38 protein-coding genes are annotated in these 23,556 nt (G+C 52.7%); 14 read left to right on the top strand and 24 right to left on the bottom strand.

The annotated features are described in order from the left end of the window. Positions 1–167: 167 nt before the first annotated feature. From EZI54_RS07085 to EZI54_RS07005, 20 genes are all read right to left on the bottom strand, one after another. Positions 168–476, bottom strand: coding sequence for a hypothetical protein (locus EZI54_RS07085; RefSeq protein ID WP_131480450.1), 309 nt, complete (start codon positions 474–476; stop codon positions 168–170). A gap of 15 nt (positions 477–491) precedes the next feature. Continuing rightward, entirely contained in the window at positions 492–749 is a 258-nt protein-coding gene (locus EZI54_RS07080; protein WP_131480448.1) for a hypothetical protein, read from the bottom strand. Between the two features lie 576 nt (positions 750–1,325). Continuing rightward, positions 1,326–1,748 carry a hypothetical protein gene (locus EZI54_RS07075; RefSeq protein WP_131480446.1) on the bottom strand — a complete coding sequence of 141 codons (423 nt, stop codon included), beginning with the start codon at positions 1,746–1,748 and terminating at the stop codon, positions 1,326–1,328. A gap of 236 nt (positions 1,749–1,984) precedes the next feature. Next, positions 1,985–2,380 (bottom strand): hypothetical protein, encoded by a 396-nt coding sequence (locus EZI54_RS24395; protein WP_165495700.1) that lies wholly within the window; start codon positions 2,378–2,380, stop codon positions 1,985–1,987. 300 nt (positions 2,381–2,680) lie between these two features. Continuing rightward, positions 2,681–2,995, bottom strand: a complete 315-nt coding sequence (locus EZI54_RS07070) for a hypothetical protein (protein WP_131480444.1) — start codon at positions 2,993–2,995, stop codon at positions 2,681–2,683. Between the two features lie 411 nt (positions 2,996–3,406). Further along, positions 3,407–3,622, bottom strand: a complete 216-nt coding sequence (locus EZI54_RS07065) for a hypothetical protein (protein WP_131480442.1) — start codon at positions 3,620–3,622, stop codon at positions 3,407–3,409. Positions 3,623–4,127: 505 nt separating this feature from the next. Continuing rightward, complete coding sequence (locus EZI54_RS07060) at positions 4,128–4,352, bottom strand: hypothetical protein (protein ID WP_131480440.1); 225 nt, start codon at positions 4,350–4,352, stop codon at positions 4,128–4,130. 14 nt (positions 4,353–4,366) lie between these two features. Beyond that, on the bottom strand, positions 4,367–4,603 hold the full coding sequence (locus tag EZI54_RS07055) for a hypothetical protein (RefSeq protein WP_131480438.1): 237 nt from the start codon (positions 4,601–4,603) through the stop codon (positions 4,367–4,369). Positions 4,604–4,615: 12 nt separating this feature from the next. Next, positions 4,616–4,987 carry a hypothetical protein gene (locus tag EZI54_RS07050; protein ID WP_131480436.1) on the bottom strand — a complete coding sequence of 124 codons (372 nt, stop codon included), beginning with the start codon at positions 4,985–4,987 and terminating at the stop codon, positions 4,616–4,618. A 16-nt stretch (positions 4,988–5,003) separates the two neighbouring features. Beyond that, on the bottom strand, positions 5,004–5,402 hold the full coding sequence (locus EZI54_RS07045) for a hypothetical protein (RefSeq protein ID WP_131480434.1): 399 nt from the start codon (positions 5,400–5,402) through the stop codon (positions 5,004–5,006). Positions 5,403–5,420: 18 nt separating this feature from the next. Next, positions 5,421–5,792, bottom strand: coding sequence for a hypothetical protein (locus EZI54_RS07040; protein ID WP_131480432.1), 372 nt, complete (start codon positions 5,790–5,792; stop codon positions 5,421–5,423). Positions 5,793–6,051: 259 nt separating this feature from the next. Next, positions 6,052–6,282 (bottom strand): hypothetical protein, encoded by a 231-nt coding sequence (locus EZI54_RS24390; protein ID WP_207389175.1) that lies wholly within the window; start codon positions 6,280–6,282, stop codon positions 6,052–6,054. Between the two features lie 238 nt (positions 6,283–6,520). Further along, positions 6,521–7,426: a queuosine salvage family protein gene (locus tag EZI54_RS07035; RefSeq protein ID WP_131480430.1), complete on the bottom strand. Its 906-nt coding sequence runs from the start codon at positions 7,424–7,426 to the stop codon at positions 6,521–6,523. 31 nt (positions 7,427–7,457) lie between these two features. Then, complete coding sequence (locus EZI54_RS07030; protein WP_131480428.1) at positions 7,458–7,775, bottom strand: hypothetical protein; 318 nt, start codon at positions 7,773–7,775, stop codon at positions 7,458–7,460. A 287-nt stretch (positions 7,776–8,062) separates the two neighbouring features. Further along, positions 8,063–8,326: a hypothetical protein gene (locus tag EZI54_RS07025; RefSeq protein WP_131480426.1), complete on the bottom strand. Its 264-nt coding sequence runs from the start codon at positions 8,324–8,326 to the stop codon at positions 8,063–8,065. A 14-nt stretch (positions 8,327–8,340) separates the two neighbouring features. After that, a complete protein-coding gene (locus tag EZI54_RS07020; protein ID WP_131480424.1) occupies positions 8,341–8,532 on the bottom strand; it encodes a hypothetical protein in 192 nt (63 codons plus the stop codon). Positions 8,533–8,549: 17 nt separating this feature from the next. Next, a complete protein-coding gene (locus EZI54_RS24385; RefSeq protein ID WP_165495704.1) occupies positions 8,550–8,720 on the bottom strand; it encodes a hypothetical protein in 171 nt (56 codons plus the stop codon). 28 nt (positions 8,721–8,748) lie between these two features. After that, positions 8,749–9,132 (bottom strand): HepT-like ribonuclease domain-containing protein, encoded by a 384-nt coding sequence (locus tag EZI54_RS07015; protein WP_131480422.1) that lies wholly within the window; start codon positions 9,130–9,132, stop codon positions 8,749–8,751. Next, on the bottom strand, positions 9,129–9,422 hold the full coding sequence (locus EZI54_RS07010; protein WP_131480420.1) for a nucleotidyltransferase family protein: 294 nt from the start codon (positions 9,420–9,422) through the stop codon (positions 9,129–9,131). Before EZI54_RS07010 ends, EZI54_RS07015 begins: the two co-directional genes overlap by 4 nt. A gap of 21 nt (positions 9,423–9,443) precedes the next feature. Further along, a complete protein-coding gene (locus EZI54_RS07005) occupies positions 9,444–10,109 on the bottom strand; it encodes a site-specific integrase (RefSeq protein WP_131480418.1) in 666 nt (221 codons plus the stop codon). Between the two features lie 255 nt (positions 10,110–10,364). Between EZI54_RS07005 and EZI54_RS07000 the strand changes: the two genes are divergently transcribed. Further along, positions 10,365–11,075 carry a hypothetical protein gene (locus tag EZI54_RS07000; protein ID WP_131480416.1) on the top strand — a complete coding sequence of 237 codons (711 nt, stop codon included), beginning with the start codon at positions 10,365–10,367 and terminating at the stop codon, positions 11,073–11,075. Positions 11,076–11,182: 107 nt separating this feature from the next. Here EZI54_RS07000 and EZI54_RS06995 read toward each other — a convergent pair whose 3' ends face one another. After that, the gene (locus EZI54_RS06995; protein WP_242674373.1) at positions 11,183–11,836 is read right to left on the bottom strand and encodes an SOS response-associated peptidase family protein; all 654 of its coding nucleotides are present in this window, start codon (positions 11,834–11,836) and stop codon (positions 11,183–11,185) included. A 159-nt stretch (positions 11,837–11,995) separates the two neighbouring features. Here EZI54_RS06995 and umuD point away from each other — a divergent pair, with 159 nt between their 5' ends. Together umuD and umuC are read left to right on the top strand one after the other, a co-directional pair. Then, positions 11,996–12,430: a translesion error-prone DNA polymerase V autoproteolytic subunit gene (gene umuD / locus EZI54_RS06990; protein WP_242674372.1), complete on the top strand. Its 435-nt coding sequence runs from the start codon at positions 11,996–11,998 to the stop codon at positions 12,428–12,430. After that, positions 12,427–13,704, top strand: coding sequence for a translesion error-prone DNA polymerase V subunit UmuC (gene umuC, locus EZI54_RS06985; protein WP_131480410.1), 1,278 nt, complete (start codon positions 12,427–12,429; stop codon positions 13,702–13,704). The genes umuD and umuC overlap by 4 nt, the downstream gene beginning before the upstream one ends. A gap of 72 nt (positions 13,705–13,776) precedes the next feature. Here umuC and EZI54_RS06980 read toward each other — a convergent pair whose 3' ends face one another. Beyond that, positions 13,777–14,463: a hypothetical protein gene (locus EZI54_RS06980; RefSeq protein ID WP_131480408.1), complete on the bottom strand. Its 687-nt coding sequence runs from the start codon at positions 14,461–14,463 to the stop codon at positions 13,777–13,779. Between the two features lie 230 nt (positions 14,464–14,693). On the opposite strand from EZI54_RS06980, the gene EZI54_RS06975 reads away from it, so the two are divergent. Beyond that, positions 14,694–16,076, top strand: a complete 1,383-nt coding sequence (locus tag EZI54_RS06975) for a DUF6035 family protein (protein ID WP_131480406.1) — start codon at positions 14,694–14,696, stop codon at positions 16,074–16,076. 48 nt (positions 16,077–16,124) lie between these two features. Here EZI54_RS06975 and EZI54_RS06970 read toward each other — a convergent pair whose 3' ends face one another. Beyond that, positions 16,125–16,523 carry a type II toxin-antitoxin system YafO family toxin gene (locus tag EZI54_RS06970; protein ID WP_131480404.1) on the bottom strand — a complete coding sequence of 133 codons (399 nt, stop codon included), beginning with the start codon at positions 16,521–16,523 and terminating at the stop codon, positions 16,125–16,127. After that, complete coding sequence (gene yafN / locus EZI54_RS06965; protein WP_131480402.1) at positions 16,520–16,819, bottom strand: type I toxin-antitoxin system antitoxin YafN; 300 nt, start codon at positions 16,817–16,819, stop codon at positions 16,520–16,522. The genes EZI54_RS06970 and yafN overlap by 4 nt, the downstream gene beginning before the upstream one ends. 338 nt (positions 16,820–17,157) lie before the next feature. On the opposite strand from yafN, the gene EZI54_RS06960 reads away from it, so the two are divergent. The 10 genes from EZI54_RS06960 (at position 17,158) to EZI54_RS06915 (ending at position 23,545) form a co-directional block, all read left to right on the top strand. Beyond that, positions 17,158–17,427, top strand: coding sequence for a hypothetical protein (locus tag EZI54_RS06960; protein WP_131480400.1), 270 nt, complete (start codon positions 17,158–17,160; stop codon positions 17,425–17,427). A gap of 26 nt (positions 17,428–17,453) precedes the next feature. Next, positions 17,454–17,972, top strand: coding sequence for a hypothetical protein (locus EZI54_RS06955; protein WP_207389174.1), 519 nt, complete (start codon positions 17,454–17,456; stop codon positions 17,970–17,972). Between the two features lie 22 nt (positions 17,973–17,994). Next, a complete protein-coding gene (locus EZI54_RS06950; protein WP_131480399.1) occupies positions 17,995–18,288 on the top strand; it encodes a hypothetical protein in 294 nt (97 codons plus the stop codon). Continuing rightward, on the top strand, positions 18,275–19,018 hold the full coding sequence (locus tag EZI54_RS06945) for a hypothetical protein (protein WP_131480397.1): 744 nt from the start codon (positions 18,275–18,277) through the stop codon (positions 19,016–19,018). Before EZI54_RS06950 ends, EZI54_RS06945 begins: the two co-directional genes overlap by 14 nt. Before the next feature lie 9 nt (positions 19,019–19,027). Beyond that, the gene (locus EZI54_RS06940; protein WP_131480395.1) at positions 19,028–19,792 is read left to right on the top strand and encodes a hypothetical protein; all 765 of its coding nucleotides are present in this window, start codon (positions 19,028–19,030) and stop codon (positions 19,790–19,792) included. Positions 19,793–19,936: 144 nt separating this feature from the next. Beyond that, positions 19,937–20,284, top strand: a complete 348-nt coding sequence (locus EZI54_RS06935; protein ID WP_131480393.1) for a hypothetical protein — start codon at positions 19,937–19,939, stop codon at positions 20,282–20,284. Beyond that, positions 20,277–21,851 (top strand): Eco57I restriction-modification methylase domain-containing protein, encoded by a 1,575-nt coding sequence (locus tag EZI54_RS06930; protein WP_131480391.1) that lies wholly within the window; start codon positions 20,277–20,279, stop codon positions 21,849–21,851. The genes EZI54_RS06935 and EZI54_RS06930 overlap by 8 nt, the downstream gene beginning before the upstream one ends. Positions 21,852–21,869: 18 nt before the next feature. Continuing rightward, positions 21,870–22,496 (top strand): hypothetical protein, encoded by a 627-nt coding sequence (locus EZI54_RS06925; RefSeq protein WP_131480389.1) that lies wholly within the window; start codon positions 21,870–21,872, stop codon positions 22,494–22,496. Positions 22,497–22,520: 24 nt separating this feature from the next. Continuing rightward, positions 22,521–22,967 carry a hypothetical protein gene (locus EZI54_RS06920; RefSeq protein ID WP_131480387.1) on the top strand — a complete coding sequence of 149 codons (447 nt, stop codon included), beginning with the start codon at positions 22,521–22,523 and terminating at the stop codon, positions 22,965–22,967. An 11-nt stretch (positions 22,968–22,978) separates the two neighbouring features. Next, positions 22,979–23,545: a hypothetical protein gene (locus EZI54_RS06915; protein WP_131480385.1), complete on the top strand. Its 567-nt coding sequence runs from the start codon at positions 22,979–22,981 to the stop codon at positions 23,543–23,545. Positions 23,546–23,556 lie beyond the last annotated feature (11 nt).

The following is a 23,556-nucleotide window of genomic DNA, read 5'->3' as shown; positions in this document are numbered from 1 at the left end:
CGTAATCGTGGCCACATGCAGGACAGCGGCCGCCAAAATAGCTCGGGTCCTCTTCATTTCCGCACGCAGGACAGCCTTCAGGCTCGACACATTCGCAATCGTTTTCTCCGCATTGTTTGCATCGAGCAAAGGCAGAATCGTATGCCATACCGGCTTCCCATGAATAATCAGTGTTGGTAATGGCCAGATTTCCATCGTGAAACGTAGTTCTCGCCCTCTCTGATCCAAGCAGTAGAACCTTGCCCTACCGCGGCTTTTCGAATTTCCTGAATTTCAGCTTCCGTGAGCGGGAGAAGAACAACGCTAATAAGTCGATCGGTACCAGGGAGATAAGCCCTATCGATAACTTTGTTGGGATACGGAAAGGCAGATTCTGATAATCCAACAGGGTCCACATTCGGATTATCGAACCAAATGACAACGCGCTCGCCGCCAAAGGGGAAGCTTGACCCCGTTTCGCTTTTGTTACGCTTCATATTCCCGATTTCCCATCAATCTGTGAGCACTTCATTGGCAACGGTGAATGCTCGAAACTGCTGCCGATATAGGCCTCGGTAAATGAAAAGATTTCCCAGACGCCGGTTGTTGTCCTTTGCGTCGAACTTGGCAGCCATGCCGGCGTCATCGAGTGCCACGTAGAGCCCAGACTTAAACTCGGAGCCCTGGATAAACTTACCGTCCTTCAAGGCCTCCAGAGCTGAATAAAAATCAAGCTCAAACTGGTTTTTGCTGGCTCTTTTTTCGGTCATGATTCGCGGTTTCCTATAATAGGTCTGTCAACTACTCGATTGCAGTCGGCCAACCACTGCGTCCGCCTCAATGATCGCGTCTCTTGCATCAGCTGAGTACGCCGTATCAAAGCCACCATTCATGTCCATGGCCTCTCTACAAAGTGCCAACTCATGCCGCAGTTTTTTCACGACGGCGATCAGAGATTCAATGGTTTCATCATCACCTAGATTATTCGATCACCTAGATTATTCGAACGCACAGAGTTCTCACTATTACTCATGGGCCTTCTATCCATCATGCCGCTTTGCATTTCGGTTTTTTCGGTTTTCGGCAGAAGATTCGGTCCGCCAGCATTTCCATTAGTCCACCAAATAGTGCCCAGGCCCCCAGGGCTGCACTGGCGCCATACCATGCAAAATGGCCAGGCCACCAAATGATCCGTGCTGCCGGCTCCTGAAATAAATAACCGGCCGCGGCAACACCTCATTGGGCACCCCAGAAGATCAGGAATGGTGCGGCGACGAGGACAAGAAAAATTTTCAGGTGTTTGCTCAATGTTGACTCCGTGGCTCTGGCCCTGAGTATGCCGTCCATCAGGAAAGTGCCGACCGTGTGTCACCGGTTACGGCTTCACTCCAGCCCGGGCACTTGTGATTCAGAGCGCTTCGCAGTACACGTCGTTCATCAGCAGAAAGCTCAGGGTAGTGCTCCGCCATTCTCAAGAGAGATTTAGGCTCCATGTCAATTAACGCTTTACGGTATTTCCTCTCCGGATCGAACATGACACCCTGCAATCCTTTTGCCATCACCCAAACCGAGGCGGCGAAAGCCACCACCATGCTGAGCAAAACAGCAATCCAAACGGGGTCGCTCATTGAAAAGACTGGCAATACACCACCTTCAAATGTGGGCACAAAGACCGTGTACGCCAGTAGCCCCAACCACAGCAAATACCTGCTAAAGCGAACAGGTTTTCTATAGTGGCTCAATCGTGGAATCCCTTCTTCGGTGGCCATCGTACTCATAACACTACCCTCTGATAATCTTCCTAAAGCTACTCGATATTGGATTTGGAACAGCGCACTAACAGTACGGAATGCGCGATTGATGCGACCGCCGATACAGCGATGACAGTGAAGAACAGCCACCAAGGCATTGGCACTGAGCTCAAAAATTGGACGCCCAAAAAGATGGTAAGTCCAATGATCGTAATGCCAATGTCGACACTCTTCGTTCGCATACCCTGCTCCTGTCACTTCGCTTCAGCGTCAGCTGAATCTTTATAGAGCACTTCCACACCAGGTCCCTGCAGATCCGCAATTCTTTGTGCCACGGCTCGGTAAAATGAAGCCGGGTCCATATTACCAAAGAGATCGCCGTCACAATCCCGGGGTTGCCGATCGGCCGGTGTTTGCTCTTTAAGGGTCAAGCGCCCCGAAGGGTGGTGGTTGACTGTCAAATTTACCCTCATAGTTCCTCCCGATTGAGAATCCTCAAGCCTGTTTGGTAATCCGCGGACAGCATCCAGATCCTTCCTTGAGGGCCGGTTAGCAACCCTGCTCATTTGCCGCTCGCTGATTCCCCATAGTTTTCCGATTTCGGCCAGTCTCCAGCCTTTGCCGCGTGCGATCGTATGAAATGGCGTCATTCATTTTCCTGTCATATCTGTCTACCCAAGACTAGCAAATCAGCCATATATGTCTACTTTTTTATGGAAACGCGTTCAATGACGCCATGCGATAATATCCTTCCCGAGTCAAAAGGACCGTGTACTTGCAGTTCCGGAATGATGCCAATAGCCATTGGCGACAGTGATACGCCGGATAATAAATGAGGGATGGTGAGGGAGGGGTTTCGCTAGTTGGTAGTCAGAGCTGAGTAAAAATCATACTCTAACTGGCTTTTGCTGGTTTGCTTTTCGGTCACGGTTTCGCTTTCCCGCATTAAGCTATTCGGCAGCCGGAACCGGATCAATCCACTCAAGGTTGCAGCCCTTGCACGTCTTCTCGAACACATCCTGTTCTGTTCCTTCTTCCTTCATGAAGGGCCAGACATTTCCATATCCGGTACCGCGAGCAGAAATCATGATCTCGTAATCTCCGGATCTTCTAACCTCGCAAATGTCGCGATACGGGGTTCCATCGGCATCCTTCATGCTGAACGTATCGGCCCATGCAGCAATCCGGTGGCCACCACAGATCAAGCGGAACAACTTTCCGTAATCCCTGGATAGGTTATAGATGCTGTTTTTACTCTCACTCATGACTGACATTCTGGATTCCAATTACTGGTGTGGGTTTAAAGCGCTGGTTTGCTCCGCACTCGTTCAAGCTCCGCAATGGCATCAGGATCGCCACACGCAGCCATGCACATCAGGCAATCCCCTCCGAGGTTTCGATGCTCGGGAGCCGAATCGAGGACGCTCCTGCAAATAGCACATCGTACCGCGTCGTAACCTGCCTCTGTTTCTTTGCTCATTGGCGAATTCCAATCAGTTGTTACGCCAAAGATCGATGCAGGTCTCAGCCAACTCGTGCTGAACATCTCGACCAGAAAGCCAACTAGTGGCTAGCAGTGGTAGAAAACCGGTAACCAAGACTGCCCCCAGGATCACTGCCGCAAATCTGTTCCGGTACATATTCACTCTCCAAACGGCGTCACATTGTAGTCTGTTTCATCTCGTAGTTTGATCAGGGGACTCTCCAGTTTCGGTAGCAGGTACCTCAACTTTAAAGCCCATCTCTCGAAGTTGGATGGCTACTGCGATAGCCGCATTCTGCGCAACCGTGTTTTCGTCCATACTTGATAGCGAGCCTGCGTTGTCGATCTTTAGACTCACTCCGGCTTCGCCGCCAGGTAAATCGGTTATGCTCAGGTTTAATTTCGCCATTTTGACTGACTCCCGATCTTCACTGTGTTCAGGCCCTAAGTACGCTCACCTTCTTTCTGTATTGCAAGATTCAAATGCTCTTGGTCGTACTCTTCGGCTACTGAAAGTAAGAGCTGAAAACCTCCTGCTTGCGCTACTATTTGTTCGTATTCGGTAGACTTGGGATCTAGCATCGACAAAGCGAACAATATCCCACGGAGGTACGCGTCTTCTTCCTTACTAGTCATAGATCCTGAATACCCATCTAGTTTCTGCCGGCTTTCTTCAACAGTTTTGCTGCATCCCAGTTCAGGGCATCGAACCACTGTTCGTTATCAACGTACTTCTGACGGGCCGGCACAGCATGTTCTGCCGAGTTGTCGTCAACTTATGCGTGAAACACAAAACCGCGAGAGATGATTTCAATAAGATCTCCATGAGCAATGGCATTGCCGTCATGATCAACTTCGGGTCGAACGTCTTCTTAATCTACAAACGGGTGTGTCATTGACTCTCTCCCGGGCTTCTATGAGTCGTTCGAGATTTTTGGCCATGCGCCTGCCATGTCAATGATTTCAAGGTCAGAATCATCACAACCGGCCTTAACGGCCAAGGCTCTTGATACCCCAGCAGACACGAGCAGGTCTTTGGCATCGCCAGGCTGATCAAACTGGCTAACGATGATTCCAGCTGAATAAACCACTCCCTGATGGAAGCCCTTAGAGCTGGCTGTCATTCGCTTTGACGCCATTTTTCGGTTTCCAACTATTCTTTGCTTTCAATTTCAGCGACGGGCATGACCACATTAAAGCCAAGGTCCTGAAGCTGCTGTGCAATTGCAATGGCCGCGTTCTGGGTGAGAGAGTTCTCGGCCATGTTGGACAACGTTCCTGCGTCGTCGATCGTCAGCCTGACTCCGGCTTCACCGCCAGGAAGATCCTCTATGCTCAGATCGAATTTCTCCCTCGTGATCCATCTTTCGTCATGCCTGAACAAGGCCATACGCCACGCCCATCAGTGTTTGTCGATGAAGCGCTGTGTCGAGGTGTCACGAACGCTTTCTGGTATTCGTTTGAGAGCATCTACCATCATCGCAATAAACTGGCCCCTATTTTGGTCTCCAGCCCACTTTCCCAATTCAATGGCTCGATCGGCTGCTATCACCGCGACTTCTCCCAGTCGTCTAACCAGATTGGAGGAAAGATCTGATTGCCCTTCGATTCTGCCGCCGGCTTTGCCCCGGGCGTACTTTCCTGTGACCGCCTTCGCAAACTCTTCCGGTGACAGCAAGGCCTCTTGGGTTCCCTCCGGAGTTTCGATTCGGATCATATATTCGCCCTGGGTGGTTTGCGAAATCAGCACGCCAGTATCAAGATTCGTAGACATCTATCGGTTTCCAATGTCAGTTTTCGATGATCGGGTGCAGATGCGTATGGCCGTTTAACCGAGTGATCAAAAGGTATTGGCTCAAGGCACCCGTTTCTGGATCTCTTGCAGTGACCAATTGTGTGACCTGGGGCAAGCCCCGGTGGAAATAGTGGAATTTCGTGGTGCCCATCGAGCACTCGGCCAAGGGTATTTCAATCTTCCCCAGGTTGATTATCTCGCCCTCGATGTTGTCTTCATGCTTGCGAAGCAGGCTTGGCTTGAGTTTGTTCGGGAGCCACCACGCCATGCAGATCACAAATACCGCGAGCAGGAGAAAGCTCTCCATCACTGCGCCGAGGAACCCAGAAACCATTCCAGCAAGCAGAACGGGGTGGGGCTTCTCGGGCTTATAAATTGCTGGTCCTGTATTCATATCCGGTTTCCAATCTTGTTAATTGTGCGGCCCAGGGTTACGAATGAGATAGCCATTCGGTCGAGCAAGGGTGTAGCGGTCGTTGTCTCTGGTGACAGCCCAGGTTTCTCGCAGCTTTCTTCCATCAACAAGAAGGGTTACCTGAACCTGGTCGTTGCCTGTAAGCAGGGTGCAGCCAGGCACATCATCGCTAGGGTCGTCATCGCCGAATCCCGTTTCACATAAGTCAGGGCCGAAAACTTTTGCGGTTTGGTTGTCGCCAACCTGAACCTCGATCCCGGCGCCTAGCATCACATTCGGCTTCGGCTGTTTCGCCATGACGTCCTGCACCTGGTCGCACCCGGCGAGCATTGTTATAAAAACTGCCAGAAAGCACTTCATCCGCATCATTTTTTTCCCCGTTCCGGGTTCCAATATCACTGATCACTCTCATTGCGGAGGGCGTCGATAAAGAAACGGGAGCTATCTCTGAATCCGATGAAAATTGAGCCCCCAACCAATATGACGCCTAACACGAAGCATGAGGCCCGGACCCAGGGATCGTCTGCTAGGGCAAACACGCCCACCAGGATGGTGCCCACCAAAAGATAAAGAAGCGTTGATTTGAAAAGCTGTGTAAACATACGTCTCCCCGGATTCCAATAATCAGTTACGCATCCGGTGAACCAACTAGGGCCCGTTCTGGACAGATCATACGCTTGCCCTTCGAGGCACCTCTGGTCCGCTCAACAACCCAGTCACCTTGACCCGATCGCTCGACTAGGCGTACTTCGTTGCCGCTTTTGATGAAGATCTTTTTCTCGCCTGCTTTCATGCCGGTTTCCCATGAATCAAATGGACGTTTTGCGGGCGATACCGCGAGGAAGAGTCGTGTTTTCATCACGCTTGATGATCGCCATGCACCACTCGGCCATTGCCGGTCTTTTCACGCGCAAAGCGGAGCGCCTGATTTGGTCCATGCGGAGCAATCCCAGGCTTCCGTACCCTCGACTGGATGCGGATGCCGCCGCAAGTGCCTTCGTGTCCTCGTGAGTAAGAACTGGATTAGTACCGTCAACTATTAGCATTTCACTCACCTTCCTCGGATTCCAACCAGCTTTTGTGTCATTTTCACCAAGTCAGTAACAGGTGGTCTCAGTCAGATGGAAGCACTCATCCCCGGCCACTTCCTGTGAGGACCACAGCAGGTTGTCGATAACCTCCGAAGAGAGGTTTGCCCTCTGGCTGATCTGCTCGACAGCGAGAACCGTGGCCGCCCGGATGGCATTCTCTTCCTCGCTACCAGCATCAATGAGCTGGTGCCGGGACACTTTATCGGCCAGGTCAGCGCTGTATTGCAGTACCTTGAGGGCACGAAGTACCCGCGGCACCTGATAGTCGGCCATTGCTGTCAGACCAACGGGATGAGGGGCTTCCGGGTGTTTCGACTTAACCAGACCAGAAATGGCAGACACCGCCAGCTGGGCCTTCTTGAAGTACGGGTCCTCGAATGCACGGGGAAAAGCCACGGCCAACTCCGCTGCATCGGAAACGCTCAGTGCCTGGCTCTGAGCTTTCAGGATAAAACCGCCCACAATCGCTCTCAGCCGGGCCCAGTCAGCCGATAGTTCATTTGCGACAACAACCCTTGGGGACATTGCGGGCAGCCCCGCTACAGCCTCCTGGAAGCGAGCTGCATCAAAATTGATAGCCGAGGCAGCGTCTGTATTCCAGCAATCCCTGATGATGGCGAGCATGGCATTCGAGCCGGTGACCCCCGCGTAGTGCAGCTTCTCTTTGTCTCCGTCCGCATTGATTCGCCAAAAACGAAAGGCCTGAGCAGCAAATACCGTCCAGTAGAGGGCCGCTTGCTGTAGATCCCACTGCTGATCTAGGGGGAACCAGTAGTCGAGTTGAGACCCGGCACCGGCCATGGATGCGGACTGAGCTGCAATGACCCCAACGGCTTCGTCGTCAACTGAGGCAATTTCAGGGTGATAGTCACGCTCTGCCTGAGCCAATATTGTCTGCTTAGTGGTCACCATGTCGTTCCTCTTCACGATCCGTCTTCCAATATCAGCAAACCGCCCAAAACGGCTTGTAATAAAATTTGTCGCAGCCCAGTTGTTTCATGGCCTCATGCTCAGAGATCCCATCTGAGACCATTTGGTTGACCTGCGGCTCGATCGCAAGCAGGTACTGCTCTTGCTTGCGTCCGAATCTGGCGATACCTAATGCCCAAATAATCAGTACAGTGGTTGGAATCAATGATCCGGCACTAAAAAGCTCTGTCGTTGCAAAGCCAACAACCACAATGGCCAGGGCCACAAGGTACACCGCTGCATACTCTTTTCGAGCTTCACGATAGAGGCGTTTCTCTTCTTCGATCGTCATTGGTCCGATTTCCAATCCCGTTAAATTGCGCTTACAAAGGTGTTTTGAGATAACCACGGTTTCGATCCTGGTCCTCCACAAAGACCTCAGTCACGTTCTCCGGATACTGGGCTCGGCCATGTCCAGCTGAGAAACATACAAAAGGAATCTCGCTTCCTCTTTCGTCCTTTCCCAGCATGAGTTCGCTGTGGATGACTCCGGTTTCAGGTATTGCCATTGCCTCTGCAAACACCTTCGCATCTACCCACTTTCCCTTCCTCGTTTCGATTTCCCCGAATTCCATTTTGCTATTGGTTTTTCAGCATCTCACCACGAGACACCCAGCGGACCTTGGGTGAGAAGTAGTGCTGAACAGTCTCCAGTTCCCCGGGACCCGCAATCGGCACCCATATTTCTTCGCCACGTCGTTGGGCATCTTTGAGGTGCACATCGAGACCTGAATCTCGGTACTCCCTACCAAGCCCATCAACATTTGCGGCATCAAGTGCCTGGATGTCCGGAGCGCTTTCGAGATCAGTCGTGGGGAACGCAATTACCCGGTGATTGCTCATAGCTCGAATTCCTTTTAACGACGCGCTCGGTCACGACGAACATCACAGATGACCTTGATAGCGCAAAGTACAAATAACCCAACTCCAGGGGCTGCCGACAGCACTGCTTCGAATGTGCCGTACTGTTCCCCTGCATCGAAGCCAACAATGGCCAAGGCAATGCTAAACAGGGCCATCAAAGGGATAAGTGTCCTGTTATCGTTCATAGCTTCGCTTTCCGATGTCAGTCGCAAGCCCGCCGGAGCTTTACGATAGTTTGAATTGCATCATGGGCTGAGCGCTCGGCTTCTTCATCTAGTGAGCCACCATCTTTAAGCCACTGTATTGCCTCTCTTACGGTGACCTCCGCATCTTCAAGGCGTTCAGCTAAGTTCTTCTCATTATGTAAGCTCATTTACCAATATCCCTCGGATTCCATTGCGTTATTTTGGTGAAGGGCCGAGCTCCGGCCCCTCGCGTAATTCGTTAAGCAGGTCTTCGGCCTGCCGGTTAAGAGTAGGAATTGCGCTGACCACAGTCTGCCAGACGATATCCAGGTCAATATCGAAATAACCGTGAGCAATCCTGTTCCTCATGCCCCGCATTTGCGACCAGGGCAAACCATCATTCTGAGCAACAAAATCCGGATCACTTGCCGCGATCTTCGTGGCCGCCTCGCCAATCTCAATGATGCTCATGACAACAGCTTTCTGGGTCCGCAGATCGGCCTTAAATGCCTCCAGCGTGAATCCGTTGGTGAAACTCAGAATATCTCCCGAGGAATCCACTATATGCTCAAGGTAATCTTCGGTCCGTAGCTCTTTCATACCGGCCTGGCCTCGCTGATCACAGTGTCCCTAAAGCGCCTTGAGAGGTCGCCGGGAGTTAGAAGGTCTACCTTTACACCCAGAAGGGTTTCCAGCTCATCCTGGAGCCCGCCAAGGTCGAAAAGGGTGGCTTCCGGCAATGCATCTACCAGCAAGTCAATATCGCTGGTGTCGTTATCATCCCCGTGAACAACTGAGCCGAACACCCGGATATTCGCCACAGGGTAACGACTGGCAATCGCTTTAATCTCGGCTTTGTGCAGATTGTAGATTTCAGTTGCCTTGCCCATGTGTCTTTCTCCCTCACCACACTATTCTGTCACGCGGACGCGGTTGAAAACTGCCCTGAACACCTTTTCCAAATCCTGGACCGCCGGTCGCGTCTTCCGGTCGATGGTCTCTTTCTGCTTGATGCCTGAGACTCGCATCAGATCTTTGTGATGACAGCCAGCCTCATACATCGCCTTGACCCAGCTATCACGATACGTGGCTACAGTAGCGCCCTCTATGCCTGCGTTCTCAATGAAAGACTTCAGCTTGGCTGACATTGCCCTGGGCTGATAGTCCGTCGACCCTTTCTTGCGCGGCGAGAGCTTATAAGGTTCACCACGGTCATTCAGGAAAAAGGCACTTTGGGGATCGGAGCCCCGGTACCAGGCCTGATTGCTCAAGCACAGTTCTTCAGCCAGTCGCCAGCCCATGTACCCTTCGAAAAACGGCAAAACATGGTCTTCAGTGTGAAGCTCCCGCGCCTCACCGTTGTAGGCAGTGCTGGCCGGCAAGGTCCAGATCCGGAAAAATTCACCAGACTGGTCCATCACATCTTCAAGCCGCAGCAAGCTGGCCTCGGAGGGCGTCAACCCCCAGTAAAGCGCTCCCATAATCAATGCGGCGTTGCGCTTGCCGAGCGGCGGTGCTGAATTCATGTCGATGAGGCGCTGCACATCGCTCTCGTTAAACAATCTCTCAATGGGCATTCACGTTGCTCAAATCAGGTTATAACCGAATATGTGACACAGAATAGCACGACCAAGCAAGGTGTGCAATACAGGGTATACGCTGTTATGTGACATTATTAGCGAGTGCTTATCAAGGAAACGCACCCGCAGATAAGGCTGGGGCTCGACTCATGGGAATATTGGGGTGAGATAACCTCCATGACTGAGCAGAATCTGGTTTTGTCTACAGTGTTCTGCCATTCTGATGGCACTTGAGAACAGAGTACGAAGTTGATGAGCGAGCTTCCAGAGTTAGACCATAAAGCGATCCTTGAAACGCTGAAATACACGACGGCTGATGGCTTTCGCCGTTTGCAGACCACGCTTACCAAAACGGCAAACAGTATCGAAAAAGACGCTGTGAAAGGACGCTTGGGCCTTTTGTTCACGGAAGAAGAGAAGCAGACTCTGGAGCAGGCTGCGGCTCTGTTGCGACAGGTCAAAGGCCGGGTAGAGCACGCCAAGGAAATAAAGGCTCGGGAAGAACGGCGACGCGAAAAGCTCATGCAAGCGCGGGATCAGAAGGTCCGGTCGATCGCCAAGAAAAACCTGCCAACCAGTGCTCGAGAACTGATCACTCTGACTCTATTTCTAAAGCTCCATCACCAAGACTACTCAAGATTCGGTATGTTCTACTGCCTGTATGACGACCCTGAGTTCATCCTGAACAAGATGCGTGATGAGAGCCGATCGTTTAAAGAGATTGCCAATACCATAACGGGTGATCTGACAGACTGGTTGGTGAACGAAAACGTGCTCTCTCGGTCTCTGGACGAAGAGCCTGACGAAAACATCATGGTCTCGATTCTGAAAGACTGTGAAACGAGCTATGACAGGATCCGATCACGGTTTTCAGCGGTGTTCGAAGCTATGGATCGTCGCGAAGCTATGCAGTCAGCAACGAATGTTACACGCCTGAACCCACGAAAGCGCAGCATTAGGTAAATCGTTCATTGGCGTCAGCCAGGGAATGGCGCCAGAGGTGATTGGCGCATGAATATGCCTTTATCAAGGCAAGTGCGATGGATGACCGCCAGCCCTCGCTTTAAAATTTAGCCCGCGTCTGCTTCCAGATGGTCGGCGCCCTCCCCCACCACGCCAGATTTGAAAGTCTTTACCTCCGACACATCCAGCGGGACCGTTATTCTCGGATGCTCAAGATAACGAGCCACTTCAACTGGTAAAGATCCGTCGTCGCCCAGCCAGCTTGCAACGAAATCCGATGTTGCCGGCAGGAAGCACGGAAATGCCTTATCGTGATACTTATCAAACCGCGGGTGGGAATCCCGGGTGATCACGGCGCAGCTGTAACACCCGTTTTCAAATGGGCGGTACAGAGCTCCCAGCAGAAACGGCCGCTTCCCTTCCATCAAGAACTGGTGTTTTTTCCCGTCGACGTACTTCGATTCCCCCAGGCCCGTGGCCACGACAATCGCCCTGTGGTGCTTTAAAGCTCCCGTCCAGTACGGTGATTCAAGGTTCCTCGCGTTGAACGTTGTGCGCCCCCCTACTTCCAGCCCCTCACCTTTTGCCGAGCAGTCAAACCACCAGGTGGCATCCACTGCTCGAGGACCGTCCTCTCCGGGGATGATCAGATGCCGAATGGTTCTATCCGCGTTGCCTCCAAACGCTGGATAATAGTGTTCCACCCCGGATCCGCCAGCAAAGTCACTTGCAAGGTAGCCCAGCCCGATGTCATCAAGCATTTCCTGAACCTCTGGGCTATCGGTCACCCGGCGTATGTACCCGCACATATGTCTCTCCTTCGCGCTTTAGGCTATTCCGCCACCGGTCACGACACTCGGAAAAATGCGCCTTCTCCCCTATACTGTATTTTTATACAGTATCAACGAGAAGTGACCCCCGTGTTCGCACAAGAATTTTACACCGCAGCCCAATTTGATGACTCCCGTGCCATCCCGCTTTACGAGGATAGCGTATACGCCGGATTCCCCTCGCCCGCCAGCGATTACACGGAAAAGGAATTGGATATTTCGGAGCTGTGTATCACCAACCCGCCAGCCACCTATTTTGTCCGTGTCAGGGGCGAGTCAATGCTGGGGGCTGGTATCCAGGACGGTGATGTTCTGGTCGTCGATCGTAGCCTCGAGGCGGTTCATGACGCCGTTATCATCGCAATCCTTGATGGCGAGTTTCTAGTCAAGCGCCTGGACAGATCCGGGCCCACTCCAATACTCCGGTCTGATAATCCCGACTACCCAGATATCCCCATGTCAGAGGGGCAGCAGCTGGAGACGTTTGGCGTAGTCACGTGGTGTCTGCACAGAGTTCACCGATGAGACCGGCGTGTTTCGCTCTCGTAGACGTGGACAACTTCTACGTCTCGTGTGAAAGGGTCTTTGATCCGTCTTTGAACGGCCGGCCGGTCATTGTCGTTGGCAACAATGACCAGTGCTGCGTTGCCCGCTCATCGGAAGTGAAAGCGATCGGGATCAAGATGGGGGAGCCTTTGTTCAAGCTGCAGCCTCAGATCCAGCGTCACGGCATCATTATCCGGTCGTCCAACTACAGCCTCTACGGCGCGATGTCGGCCAGATTCTCGACCATATTGTCCGCCCTGGCGCCCACCGTGCTGGAATACAGCATTGACGAAGCCTTCTTGGACCTGACCTCTCTTCAAGCCCACTATGATTTATCCGAACACGCGAGAGGGGTGAAACAGACGGTGCTCCGGTGGACTGGCCTGCCGGTCTGTGTGGGCTTCTCGACCAGCCTGACCCTGGCCAAACTCGCAAGCCGGGCTGCAAAAAAGTATCCGGCCGCCCGCGGTGTTGTCGATCTGACCGACCCAGCCCGCCAGCGACGTCTGATGGCCATCACGCCGGTTGGAGACATTTGGGGCGTTGGTCCCCGCATTGCCCGTAAACTGCGAGCTATGGGTATTGAGAGCGCCCTGCAGCTGGCTGACACGGATCCCTCACTGATTCGGTCCCGGTTTTCCGTTGTCATGGAACGCACCGTTCGCGACCTCCAGGGGGAGGCTCATCACCGAATAGAGACCAGCCCGCCAGCAAAGGGCCAGATTATTTGCAGCAAGTCCTTTGGCACCCGAGTTACCGAGCTGGCGGATATGCTGGCGGCCGTCACAAGTTATGTCGTCCGGGCGGCTGAAAAATTGCGCTCTGAGAAGCGTGTCGCGGGGAGGTTGAGTGTTTTCCTCATGACCAGCCGTTTCCTTGAACACGGCGGCTACAGCAATGAAGCTTCAAGCTCCCTCGAACGTCCTACGGCTGACACACGCAATCTGATTGTCTGCGCGACCAGGTTGACCCGTAAACTCTGGAAGGACGGGCACCGCTTCACGAAAGCAGGCGTCATGCTTACGGATTTCCGCGATCCTCTGTGTGAGCAACATGACTTGTTCAGTACGGATGCCCGGTCCCAGGGCCGGAGCCAGGCGTTAATGGACACACTGGACTGCATAAACGGGTCCGGACTGGGCCGGATACAGTTTGCCCGCCAGCGTATCAGTGAAGATTCATGGGGGATGAAACGGGAGAGGCTGTCACCAAACTATTTGTCCCGGTGGTCGGATATTCCAGAGGCAAAATAGGACTTGACCAGAGTATGGAAACGATGTGGGGCATGGTGAGGGCCCCACATCGGTTAAGGTTTATTACGGTCCCTAACGAGCAAGACTCTTAAAATGATCCAGGATCTTCTGGAAAGTTGCCATTCTTTCAGGAGAAGCCTCTATTTCAATCGATTTTTCAAGACCTTGAATCACAAGGTTAAGTTCGTACTTTTCCTGTTCGTCCTTTTCCGGACTGCTGCCAGCATCCCGAACGCGCGCACCTTCCAGGTAAATCATTAACCGAATACGCTCGTTTTGGATTTCAGCTTTTACGGATTCATCAATTGCGAGATCAGCCGGCAATTCACCTTGGTCCAGAAGCATCCATGCGGGATCGATGCCCATAAGCCTTGCAACTGAAAAGACATATGCGAGGTTGAATGTTTCGCGACGACGAAGATTCAAAATAGTAGAAAAAGACAGACCAGATTCATTCGCCAAAGAAGCAGTGCTTATTGGAAAGACCTTGCTAAGAATACGTAACTTAGTGGTACATAGAGACTGCAGGTACTTGGACAAACTTCCACCAGAATACTGGCTGTAGTCAACCTGCGACGTCGATTTTGCGACTGGCAGGTTTTCCTCATGAGCTTTGAGACTCTGGTAGTTCTGATGCCCAGCGGACTTAGCTAGGATGTTCAGAACTTCAACATGGGAGGGAATGTTTTCGTAGCCTTTGTCCTGCATTTGACGACGCAGGCTTTTAGAAACAGCAGACAGATCGACTTCAAGCTTCATAGCAAAACTCCATTTGGGGACAGTCTGTTAGTTGCCACCCTTCCAAATCAGTCCCAACAAGAGTTAGGTATGAGTTTGAATGTTTCTAAATAGGATGAATTTAGCAAAATGGTGGCGACTGGGCTTCATCCGGCCCTGCGACAAGTTACAGTTATGAATCATCGAAAGTCAATGTTGTGTTTTCACATCGGCGTGCTGGCTTACGATAAATTCCTAGTATCAGGAACCAAATGTTTACAGAGGTGGCGCAATTGGAGGCTTCGGAGATCACAGCAGCGCGGTTGGGTGGCCCGGCCACATTGAAGCATGTCTGGTGTGAGCAAGAGCAGGCCATGCTGGCCACTGACCAGCTCATCCCCGAAGACCCAGCCAAAGCACAATCACTTCGACGGGAGCTCGCAGAAGCTTACCAGGCCCACAGAACAGATCCACAAACTGCCACCGTTCTATGGCGTTGCCCGATTTGCTGGGATCCCCTTTTGCTTGCCGGCCGGCCAAGTGGCGAAGGGTTCTATATCCGTCACCGGAAAAACCCGGATTTCGCCTGCCCGAACAAAAATGGCGGCCCCCTCTCCCTCGAGCAGTGGAATGCGCTTCGCTTCAATGGCCAAAAGGAGTCATTGAGGCACATTCGATTGAAGGAGCGAATTCGAAAAATGCTCGATGCCTGGCCGGGAGCTGATTCTATTCAGGTTGAGCCAACCGTTCGCGGCGTCGACAAGCTGACCTGGAAGCGCCCCGACATTCTGGCAACAATTATGGGTCAAGAGGTTGCGTTCGAAATCCAGCTTTCCTCGACCTACCTGGACGTGATCGTTTCCCGTGAGCTGTTTTATAGGGAGCGTGGGGTAACTGTGTTCTGGGTGTTCGATCGCTTCACCCATGAAGGGCACCGGCTCTACGAAAAGGATATCTACTACCAGCACAACGCAAATGCCTTTGAGGCCAGCGACGAGGCATTAGCAGCGTCCCGCGACACGGGGATACCGCACTTCACCTGCCATTATCTGGATCCAGCACTGAGTGACGATGGCGGTATCCGCTCAACGTGGAAGAAATCCACGGTGCCCATAACGGAAATCACGCTATGCCCCGATACCTTCCGGGTGTATTGGTTTGATTTTGATTCGAAGATTATCGAGCTGACAGCTCTTCAATCCCTATCGGGATACCTGGACCAGCTGCGCCAGGTGATCAGAATTGATCAATCGGCCAGTTCCCGGCAAGCCGAGGTAAAGGAACTCGTGGATCAGATCTATCTTGCAGCGGGTATCAAAGATCCTGTGCCCTCACCTGACACGGGCGCGGTCAGAATGCTTGAAGTGATTATTTCTGCTCAGGACGGCGAGTTCGTTGGAGAGCTGAGCGCCAGCGGCAATGCAAACTGGCCTTTTTGGGCAAACACCATGTTCGAGCATTACAGCGACTTTGCGAAGGCGTTCATGAGGATCACTCAACATTATGGGATGGCCACAACGTTTACTCATAGGGCGCCATGGCAAAAGAAGAAGATGCGTGTTGCAGAAAAACGCCGGCGCGGGCAGGAAGCCGAGCGCATTGAGTGGTGGCCCCTATTTGCAATGCTTGCACCAGAGTGCCACTGGAATAAATAGCCGCCAAGGAAATCGGCTTTCGGATAGCCGAACTATCCGAAAATCGATTCAATGCTTGTTCCTGAAGACCTCGGCTTGGCTGGCAATCGCGCTCATCACATCGTTATTTTTCGCCTGATTATGGGCGTCGGGCTGCAAAATAGTGATTAGCAGGAAATGATCGTCATTCAATGCCCCTTGGCAATAGACCAAGTGGGTATCACTCGTGCGGTGATACTGAATCGTTCGAATGCCCCAGTTCGATGACTCATCCTGCAGGTGAATGTGTTGAACTTCCTCATGCCGAATCGATGGCAGACTATGGGGGTGATTGTAGGCCGCGTCGCGGCCGAACGTATCCGGTCGCGTTCCTTCGTTTTTGTATTGCTTAAAATCCTCTACCAGTTTATTCAGCTCTTCAGGAGTAAGCAGCTCCCGAATTGCCTTCGCTTTGTAAACAACAATCACTCTTCATAGTCCTCCATGTCCTCTGGCGTCATCTCCAAGACCAGCTCAGCGCCCCGCGCGCGCAGTTCTTTCAACTGAGCCACTGAAGGACGGAACCGAGCCTCAAAGCTTCGGGCCTCTGTTTGTGTTTCGATAACTTTCATCATGTACTCAAAAAGTTCTGCCCCCACCACGTACCCAGCCGGTTTGTTGTGGCTCAGGACAGCAATCGGTTGGTCACTGAAATATTGCGCCGGATTGTTCCGTAACGCGGAAATGCTGACGGTTTTTTCAGCAAGAATGGCATGAGTAGCCATGACCATACCCTCATATTCATCATGTTAATGGTATTCACAATTTAATGCACTATTTTTTGCATAACACTTTGTGCATTTGTTTGAGCATAATAATGCCCTTCCAGATTGGTGTCAAATTTTCCACGCTTTTAGACGCCTCCAAAAGCGACTCCATATCGATCCACGTTTCTGGGCTTAAAAAAGGCTTCCGAAAAACGCAGCCGTTGAAAGCCACTTCAAGAAGTGGGGGGTTCAAACAATAAACCCCGCGCCCCGGTTCGGTGTGTTCAGCGGCGTTTACTGGCACTGGAAACTGTCAGAATGGAACTCCATGCACTGGGAACAGGAGAGAGCATCCCATGGACTTGAAAGACTTTGAGATCGGATTGACGTATCGAATCAAAATCACCGATTGGGAAGCACCTGACGGTGGCACCGTCCCGGGCAAAACGATAGTGCGGCGCGTCCTCGAGCCAGCTAATCAGGCCAACTCCAAATTTGAAGATGGTCCCGCCCCCCGCCATGTGATCGCAGAATGGTCTCAATTTTTGCGAGTCCAGAACCCTGATAGCGGGCAAGTCCACTTATTGCATCCGCGGACTATTGAATCCGCGCTCACCATTCAGTAATTCCAAGGCACCAAAGGCCAAGTGTGATGGCAGTTATCAAGCGAAATTCAGCCGAATGCCCGGGAAAATCTGACAAAGCGAAAAAGCGCCCACCGACCCTTCACGATGAACTGGTTGCCCGTGCAGCCAAGTGGCTCAAAGGTAGCTGCGGGTGCAGCGTTGTGCTGACCGAACTCAAAGCATTTACTGATTCAGGGGAGTGCCCTGATGCCGTTGGTTGGCGGTCAAACTACTCGGTCTTGATCGAATGCAAGGCTTCCCGCCGCGACTTCCTGGCTGACAAGAAGAAGCATTTCAGGGCCACGCCAGGCAGGGGTGTTGGCAATTATAGGTTTTACCTTTGCCCTCCGGGCGTCATCACGATCGACGACCTACCTGAAGGCTGGGGACTGCTCTATGCAGAAGCAGGAAAGATAAAGCGAGAAGTGGCCCCAAAGGGCAACACTTGGGGTCACGGCAACAACCAAAAGTTCATGCAGCCGAGAAATACCGAAGCCGAAATCACCATGCTGGTCAGCGCTCTTCGCCGTACCAGGGGCGCGTAAGACAGCAAAAAGGAGAACTCACGTGAGCAAGTTTCCAGAAAACCCACAACGGGATGCCGCCATTTATAAAGCCGCCAGCCGAGTAGCGTTTCGGTTTAGTGCGGCTGTATCTGTAGTCGCAGCCTTTCTCTTCCTGATATCGATGCTTTTCCAAAGCCAGCCAGCCACGATTGACCTTCCGCTGGCCCTGCTTGGAACCGCATTGATCGTCTCTTGGACCTTTGCGGTGACAGCTGCACTTTGGGGCCACTACTACAACGTCAAGGCACAGAAGAATGTCGCTTCCGTCCTGGAGGGGTCTCATGCACGACACTGATCGAAGCAATGTCTTGTCGGCCTCCGGGTTCACCAACACAAACGTTGAGCATCACCAATGGGCTGCAAGGGTTGTCGCAGAAGCCCGGTCGGTTTTCGGCGAAGCCCCCATCGACGCTCATATCTGGGCGTACAGAGAACAGGGTTGTGATTACCTATCCTGTGACCTTTCCAGTTCTGGTACATGGCTGCCGGTGACGATCTGCGCGGATGGGGACACGTACTTTCCAGACATATCAGGTGGTGCGGCAGAAGCCGATGCTTGCGACATGCCGGATGCTTTGCATATCGCAGGCCTGATCGTTCGGAGTCTCGATGCCCGGGTTACGCTGGGGCGAGGGCAGAATGAATTGAATGACGAGGTGGTGTCACCACCTCGGCGGCCCGGCCAAACGAGCGGGCCTATTGATCTTGCCTTTAACTCTGGAGGGGCGGTGGATCAGAAGGCTGATGTGATTTTTGATCCACACGGAGCAAAGACACACCCAAACATCGCGGCAGTAGAACAGTACCTCGGGGGGATTGGCACGCTGGTCTTTGACGACGACACGCTGCAGTTTGCCGAGCACAAATCCTTTCCGGACACCGTGTACTCCCCTCGCCTGTCTGAAGAGCAGCTGGAAACTTTTTGCCAGGAGCATTTGGACAGATACGAGGCGTATTTCAAAGAAAATTTCGAGGCAATCGAACGTGGCGATGAGAAGCCCCCGATTGGCCGTTTTTGGGAATGATGGGGGCGAATGATGCAATTCGAACCGCAGCAGGTTGAATCCGGGAGCTGGCGTGTCTGGTGCCGTGAAGCCCTGGCTCTATCCGCCCGTCGCCCGTTCGCATTTATTATTCTGACACTGGTGTATTCAACCCTGAGTTCTCTACCCTGGGTCGGGGACACTCTGCTAATGCCCATGACACCGGTTTTCCTTGGACTGGGTAGCCGCCTCGCCAGGCAAGCGGATATCGATAGGCCAAGTAGCCGTGCTTTAACCGGCCTGTCGATGCGTTCCCTGTCGAACCTCGTTGTCGTCGGTTTGATTCCGGTTGCCATCGTCGGAGTCCTGACGGTCATCCTCAATGCTTTACCTATACCGAAATCTGAACCGTCCATTGCGGATACTTTGCCCGCGCTTCCCTGGATACCCTTTGAGGCTGGAGTTGGAGTGTTGGTCGCAATGATGTTCTGGCTGATCCTGTCCGGCAGCCTTATCCTGACCCTCCCTCCGTTGTTGGCGATCGCAGATCTGCCTTTGCGAAGCGCCGGCTCACAAGCGCTACTAGCTCTCGATCGCAATTTTATTCTTTTGCGCCTGGCGAGCGCCTGTGCAGGCATTCTCTTCCTACTGCTCTTTGCGGCCATGGCCGTTGGCGGGATCCCGGCAATTGCGGCCTTCCCGTTCATGAGTTGCCTACTCTATGTATGCTACCGACACATTTGGTGGGACCGGCTGCAAAACGAAAAGCTCCGGGCTGAATCCAATGCAAATGAAGGGGCTCCGGCCGCGGCCTGATTACTCCGCCGATTTCCGCATACCTTTTCCGGCCTTTCTCGGGCCAATGCTCACAACACCGATCCACGTCTTGACCCATAACGCGCTGAGCCTTACCATATTTTTATAGAATAGATACTCTCTGAAAAACAGAAGGGCTCAGCCATGCAAACGTCGAGAAGCAAATACATCACGCTGGAATCGATTTCTCTCACAGAGCTTTTCAAGCAGGAGGTAGGGGCCATAGGTCTTTACATTCCCGCAAAGGGTGAAGATGGCAGTTATCGTAAAAGCATCGCCAGAATTCTAGCTTCAGCCAAGACCGTTGCCGCAAAAGCAAACCTGCGATGCCTAACCCAAACTTTGCTGGTCATCAAAAATCAGGACGGCGATGACCTGCCAAGCATTGAGAAGGTGGTCCAGGTCACCGTGAGAAAACATGACGACATTTCGCCCAGCGGTGCGCGGTATCTGAAAGCAAAAGCCGCGCGAAGTGGTGCTGATAATGAGTAAGCTGAACTCTAAGGCGGCCTTCAGGTACGGGCAAAGTATGCCACTGGCGGGCGCAGATCCGGTTCATTTGTTGGGGGCATTTCTCAGCGAAATCTCAGAAACGACCGCCCAGGCGAGCTATGCATTGGATAACTCAAGGAAGGTCCGGTTTGCCCAATACTTCACCCCAATAGCGGTAGCCAACCAGATGGCAGCCATGCTGGACCTCCCGGCGCGGGCAGTAGTCGGGGATTGTGGTGCCGGTACCGGTATTTTGGGTGCGACCGTGCTCGGTACGACGATCGCCTCAGACTCCATGCAAGACAAAGCAGGTCAATATGAGCTCCAAGCGTATGAAATCGATGACCTGCTCCATCACTCATTTCGGGAGAATCTTTCTCGAGTTAACGATCTGGCTGTAGACCTCTTTCAGCCTGTCCCAACGTGCTCGTTGCACGGAGATTTCACCCGGGGGGCACCGGGTATCTTCCAGGAAGCCTATGAGCCGTTCTTGGACGCAGCGATATTGAATCCGCCGTATCAAAAGCTGCACCAATCCAGCGATCTTGCCAAGCTACTGAGGGCCCAGGCAGCCCCCACTCCCAACCTATATGCGGCCTTCATTCTACTGGCCGTCCAAATGTTACGCCCTGGAGGGCAGCTGGTGGCCATCGTTCCCCGCAGCTTCTGCAATGGTGACTATTTCCGGCCGTTCCGCCTTTGGCTGAAGGAGCAGGGTGCCATCGACTGGCTTGTTCGCTACCAGCGCCGGTCCAATGTGTTTCGGGCGGATAACGTCCTTCAAGAAAACGTGATTTTCCGGTTTCGACGCGGTGCGTCACAGCCATCGGAAATCAGAGTCTCTTTGTCAGATGACCCTGACCAGCCGCCCAAGCTGGATACCCATGTTCCCGATCGGGACATCCTGCCCGAGAACGATGACCGAATTTACGTCCCGGCGACACGGGAAGAACTGGCCGCTATTGACGTCAACCGGGCGCGGCCCTGTTCGCTGGCGGATCTTGGGCTGACCATTTCCACGGGCAAGATCGAAGACTTTCGTTACCGCGATCACCTCTCAGTTGAAAAGGCCGAAGCGGAGGCGTGGGTACCGCTTGTTTACGCACAGCACTGGGAGCGTGGACAGCACAAGATCCAATGGAGACCCGCAGTCAGCGGAAAGCCGGCTTGTCTCGATGTGTTTGATGAAAACCTTGGGCGGCGTCTGGCGCCCGCTGGCCACTATGTCGTACTGAAACGAATTTCCGCGAATGACGATCGCACCGGCCGGTGCCATCCCGCATGGATAACCCCCGATTGCCTGCCAGGTCGCCGGTGGGCCTTTGAAAACCACGTCCAGGTCATTGGCCCTGCCATTGGGAAATCCTTGCCACCCGCACTTGCTGAGGGTCTAGCCCTTTTTCTGGCCTCGCGTGAGGTGGATCTGGTGCTGAAAACGATTTCTGGCACTACCCAGCTCAATTGCAACGACATAAGGCGTCTCAGGTTTCCAAGTAAGGCTGATCTGGTTGCAATAAAGAATGGTGAAGGAAAAGGCGAACACGGGGCTGCTAGTGCAGCGTTATAAAACTCAGGAGCAAATGGAATGAAAAAAAACGACATTGGAACAATCTTCGGATTAATCGCCTTTTTTATAACGGCGCCAGGCCTCGGTTTCGGATTGTCGGCGATTGTCGGGGTTGCCGATCAATATCTTCAGGCATTTCCAATACCCTCCATGCTGATCGGCGCCCTTGCATGTACCATTGCCGTTAAGACGATGCTCAAGGTCATCAAGAATCCAGCCCCAAAGAGGTTGTGGGCCCTAGCCGCAGTAACAGCTTTCATTGGAATGATGGGAGTGATAAGCGGGATAGTAGGGTTACAGGCGGGGAATCGCTGGGCGCCGGAGGCCGTCAATACTCCGGGGGCTCAATCTCACCAGCAGGTTGATAGTATTTCTGATCGCTTTGCAGATGGAGACGGCGTGCCGGCAAAGGAATCAACGTTACCTCAGACCCCAGCGCAAGAATTCTTTGGCACCTCGCCATCAACCAATCATGATTCTGATCTCGACCCGCGGTTTGCCAACAACGTCATGGCCGTCGGACAGTTTGCACCCCTGCTCATGTTGGCAGTTATCCTTTTGACCATTCTAGGGAAGCTGGTTGCGAGTGACGAAGCCCGCAAGCAGGTAAGGCGTGCTCGAGACGAATACGGGCGCCGCCATTAAAACACCAATAAGTTGGGATCAATAATGCCGAGACCAAGTATCCACCAGGAGGCTGTTGCTTTCGCGGAGGCAAACGTTGTGGCTTGCTGCAACGAATTGCTTGAGAAGGGGACGACCGGTCAATTGAAAGATGGGAGGCTGAAAGAACTCGTAGCGATCTGCCAACGCACAGGCATCTACAATCCCCTTGGCTTGGCAGAAGAGTTTGTAAAGCAGGCAGCGATTAACAAGGTGGCCAATATGAAATCTGTAATGCAGATAATCGTGGACGGAGACCGCAATTGTCCCAGCCGGTCAAGTATCTGCGACGACATCCATGCCCAGGCCGATGCTTCACAGCTCAGTGTGGTGTCGTTTGAAGAGTACGACAGCTTTGCAAGTTTCCAACTTGAAGGCTCGATCAAGGGGATCAACCGTCTCAAGCTGAACTGGTTGATGAACCCGATCGTTCGAATTGAAGACTTAAACTGATAGGGCTCAATATGGGATGGCATAACGTCAAAATACATTACCGCATCAGCCAATATGTATACATGAACGACGGTGATATCTGTATTGGCGTGCTGGGAATGAGCAAGGTGGAAGCGGTTATCCGGATCAACACTCACGGCGAGTCGAGGATCGTAGACGACTCATGGTGCAATCGGGAACTCGCCATTTTGCACAGGCAGTTTGTCGACAATCAGGCGGAACTGCGCGAGCTGGCCCAGCGAGATGACAGGTTCAAGCGATCAATCAAGGTCTATACCTACCGTGGGTCGGAAGTCTCCGAAACCCTCTGCGAAAACCCTGGCTGGCCCAATGTCACCCATGATGGCCAGATCATGTACGTGCGCAGATTTTCTACAGACCGGGATACGGTGGTCAACTGGGCCATCGAGGCAGCGAAGGAACGAATTCAGGCCTGTAACGAGCAGTTGGATGAGATTAAGGGCTCAAAGCACTACTCGGCCTATCCGGCAGATCTTTTTCGCAAGATCTGCAAACCCTATGAAGATGGCCGGGCAAAGGGCGAACAAACACTGAAGGAGCTTGGCGCGGCCGGTTGAAAATCAACGAC

The organism is Marinobacter halodurans, from assembly GCF_004327985.1.
Taxonomy (GTDB): domain Bacteria; phylum Pseudomonadota; class Gammaproteobacteria; order Pseudomonadales; family Oleiphilaceae; genus Marinobacter_A; species Marinobacter_A halodurans.
The sequence above is the reverse complement of the archived record's forward strand: the minus strand, read 5'-3'. Positions and strand labels throughout refer to the sequence as shown.

Bases quoted from the DNA above. Each gene is read 5' to 3' on its own strand.
- EZI54_RS07085 (WP_131480450.1), bottom strand. From the start codon at position 476: ATGAAGCGTAACAAAAGCGAAACGGGGTCAAGCTTCCCCTTTGGCGGC.
- EZI54_RS07080 (WP_131480448.1), bottom strand. From the start codon at position 749: ATGACCGAAAAAAGAGCCAGCAAAAACCAGTTTGAGCTTGATTTTTAT.
- EZI54_RS07075 (WP_131480446.1), bottom strand. From the start codon at position 1,748: ATGGCCACCGAAGAAGGGATTCCACGATTGAGCCACTATAGAAAACCT.
- EZI54_RS24395 (WP_165495700.1), bottom strand. From the start codon at position 2,380: ATGACGCCATTTCATACGATCGCACGCGGCAAAGGCTGGAGACTGGCC.
- EZI54_RS07070 (WP_131480444.1), bottom strand. From the start codon at position 2,995: ATGAGTGAGAGTAAAAACAGCATCTATAACCTATCCAGGGATTACGGA.
- EZI54_RS07065 (WP_131480442.1), bottom strand. From the start codon at position 3,622: ATGGCGAAATTAAACCTGAGCATAACCGATTTACCTGGCGGCGAAGCC.
- EZI54_RS07060 (WP_131480440.1), bottom strand. From the start codon at position 4,352: ATGGCGTCAAAGCGAATGACAGCCAGCTCTAAGGGCTTCCATCAGGGA.
- EZI54_RS07055 (WP_131480438.1), bottom strand. From the start codon at position 4,603: ATGGCCTTGTTCAGGCATGACGAAAGATGGATCACGAGGGAGAAATTC.
- EZI54_RS07050 (WP_131480436.1), bottom strand. From the start codon at position 4,987: ATGTCTACGAATCTTGATACTGGCGTGCTGATTTCGCAAACCACCCAG.
- EZI54_RS07045 (WP_131480434.1), bottom strand. From the start codon at position 5,402: ATGAATACAGGACCAGCAATTTATAAGCCCGAGAAGCCCCACCCCGTT.
- EZI54_RS07040 (WP_131480432.1), bottom strand. From the start codon at position 5,792: ATGATGCGGATGAAGTGCTTTCTGGCAGTTTTTATAACAATGCTCGCC.
- EZI54_RS24390 (WP_207389175.1), bottom strand. From the start codon at position 6,282: ATGAAAACACGACTCTTCCTCGCGGTATCGCCCGCAAAACGTCCATTT.
- EZI54_RS07035 (WP_131480430.1), bottom strand. From the start codon at position 7,426: ATGGTGACCACTAAGCAGACAATATTGGCTCAGGCAGAGCGTGACTAT.
- EZI54_RS07030 (WP_131480428.1), bottom strand. From the start codon at position 7,775: ATGACGATCGAAGAAGAGAAACGCCTCTATCGTGAAGCTCGAAAAGAG.
- EZI54_RS07025 (WP_131480426.1), bottom strand. From the start codon at position 8,326: ATGAGCAATCACCGGGTAATTGCGTTCCCCACGACTGATCTCGAAAGC.
- EZI54_RS07020 (WP_131480424.1), bottom strand. From the start codon at position 8,532: ATGAACGATAACAGGACACTTATCCCTTTGATGGCCCTGTTTAGCATT.
- EZI54_RS24385 (WP_165495704.1), bottom strand. From the start codon at position 8,720: ATGAGCTTACATAATGAGAAGAACTTAGCTGAACGCCTTGAAGATGCG.
- EZI54_RS07015 (WP_131480422.1), bottom strand. From the start codon at position 9,132: ATGAAAGAGCTACGGACCGAAGATTACCTTGAGCATATAGTGGATTCC.
- EZI54_RS07010 (WP_131480420.1), bottom strand. From the start codon at position 9,422: ATGGGCAAGGCAACTGAAATCTACAATCTGCACAAAGCCGAGATTAAA.
- EZI54_RS07005 (WP_131480418.1), bottom strand. From the start codon at position 10,109: ATGCCCATTGAGAGATTGTTTAACGAGAGCGATGTGCAGCGCCTCATC.
- EZI54_RS07000 (WP_131480416.1), top strand. From the start codon at position 10,365: ATGAGCGAGCTTCCAGAGTTAGACCATAAAGCGATCCTTGAAACGCTG.
- EZI54_RS06995 (WP_242674373.1), bottom strand. From the start codon at position 11,836: ATGCTTGATGACATCGGGCTGGGCTACCTTGCAAGTGACTTTGCTGGC.
- umuC (WP_131480410.1), top strand. From the start codon at position 12,427: ATGAGACCGGCGTGTTTCGCTCTCGTAGACGTGGACAACTTCTACGTC.
- EZI54_RS06980 (WP_131480408.1), bottom strand. From the start codon at position 14,463: ATGAAGCTTGAAGTCGATCTGTCTGCTGTTTCTAAAAGCCTGCGTCGT.
- EZI54_RS06975 (WP_131480406.1), top strand. From the start codon at position 14,694: ATGTTTACAGAGGTGGCGCAATTGGAGGCTTCGGAGATCACAGCAGCG.
- yafN (WP_131480402.1), bottom strand. From the start codon at position 16,819: ATGGCTACTCATGCCATTCTTGCTGAAAAAACCGTCAGCATTTCCGCG.
- EZI54_RS06960 (WP_131480400.1), top strand. From the start codon at position 17,158: ATGGACTTGAAAGACTTTGAGATCGGATTGACGTATCGAATCAAAATC.
- EZI54_RS06955 (WP_207389174.1), top strand. From the start codon at position 17,454: ATGGCAGTTATCAAGCGAAATTCAGCCGAATGCCCGGGAAAATCTGAC.
- EZI54_RS06945 (WP_131480397.1), top strand. From the start codon at position 18,275: ATGCACGACACTGATCGAAGCAATGTCTTGTCGGCCTCCGGGTTCACC.
- EZI54_RS06940 (WP_131480395.1), top strand. From the start codon at position 19,028: ATGATGCAATTCGAACCGCAGCAGGTTGAATCCGGGAGCTGGCGTGTC.
- EZI54_RS06935 (WP_131480393.1), top strand. From the start codon at position 19,937: ATGCAAACGTCGAGAAGCAAATACATCACGCTGGAATCGATTTCTCTC.
- EZI54_RS06930 (WP_131480391.1), top strand. From the start codon at position 20,277: ATGAGTAAGCTGAACTCTAAGGCGGCCTTCAGGTACGGGCAAAGTATG.
- EZI54_RS06925 (WP_131480389.1), top strand. From the start codon at position 21,870: ATGAAAAAAAACGACATTGGAACAATCTTCGGATTAATCGCCTTTTTT.
- EZI54_RS06920 (WP_131480387.1), top strand. From the start codon at position 22,521: ATGCCGAGACCAAGTATCCACCAGGAGGCTGTTGCTTTCGCGGAGGCA.
- EZI54_RS06915 (WP_131480385.1), top strand. From the start codon at position 22,979: ATGGGATGGCATAACGTCAAAATACATTACCGCATCAGCCAATATGTA.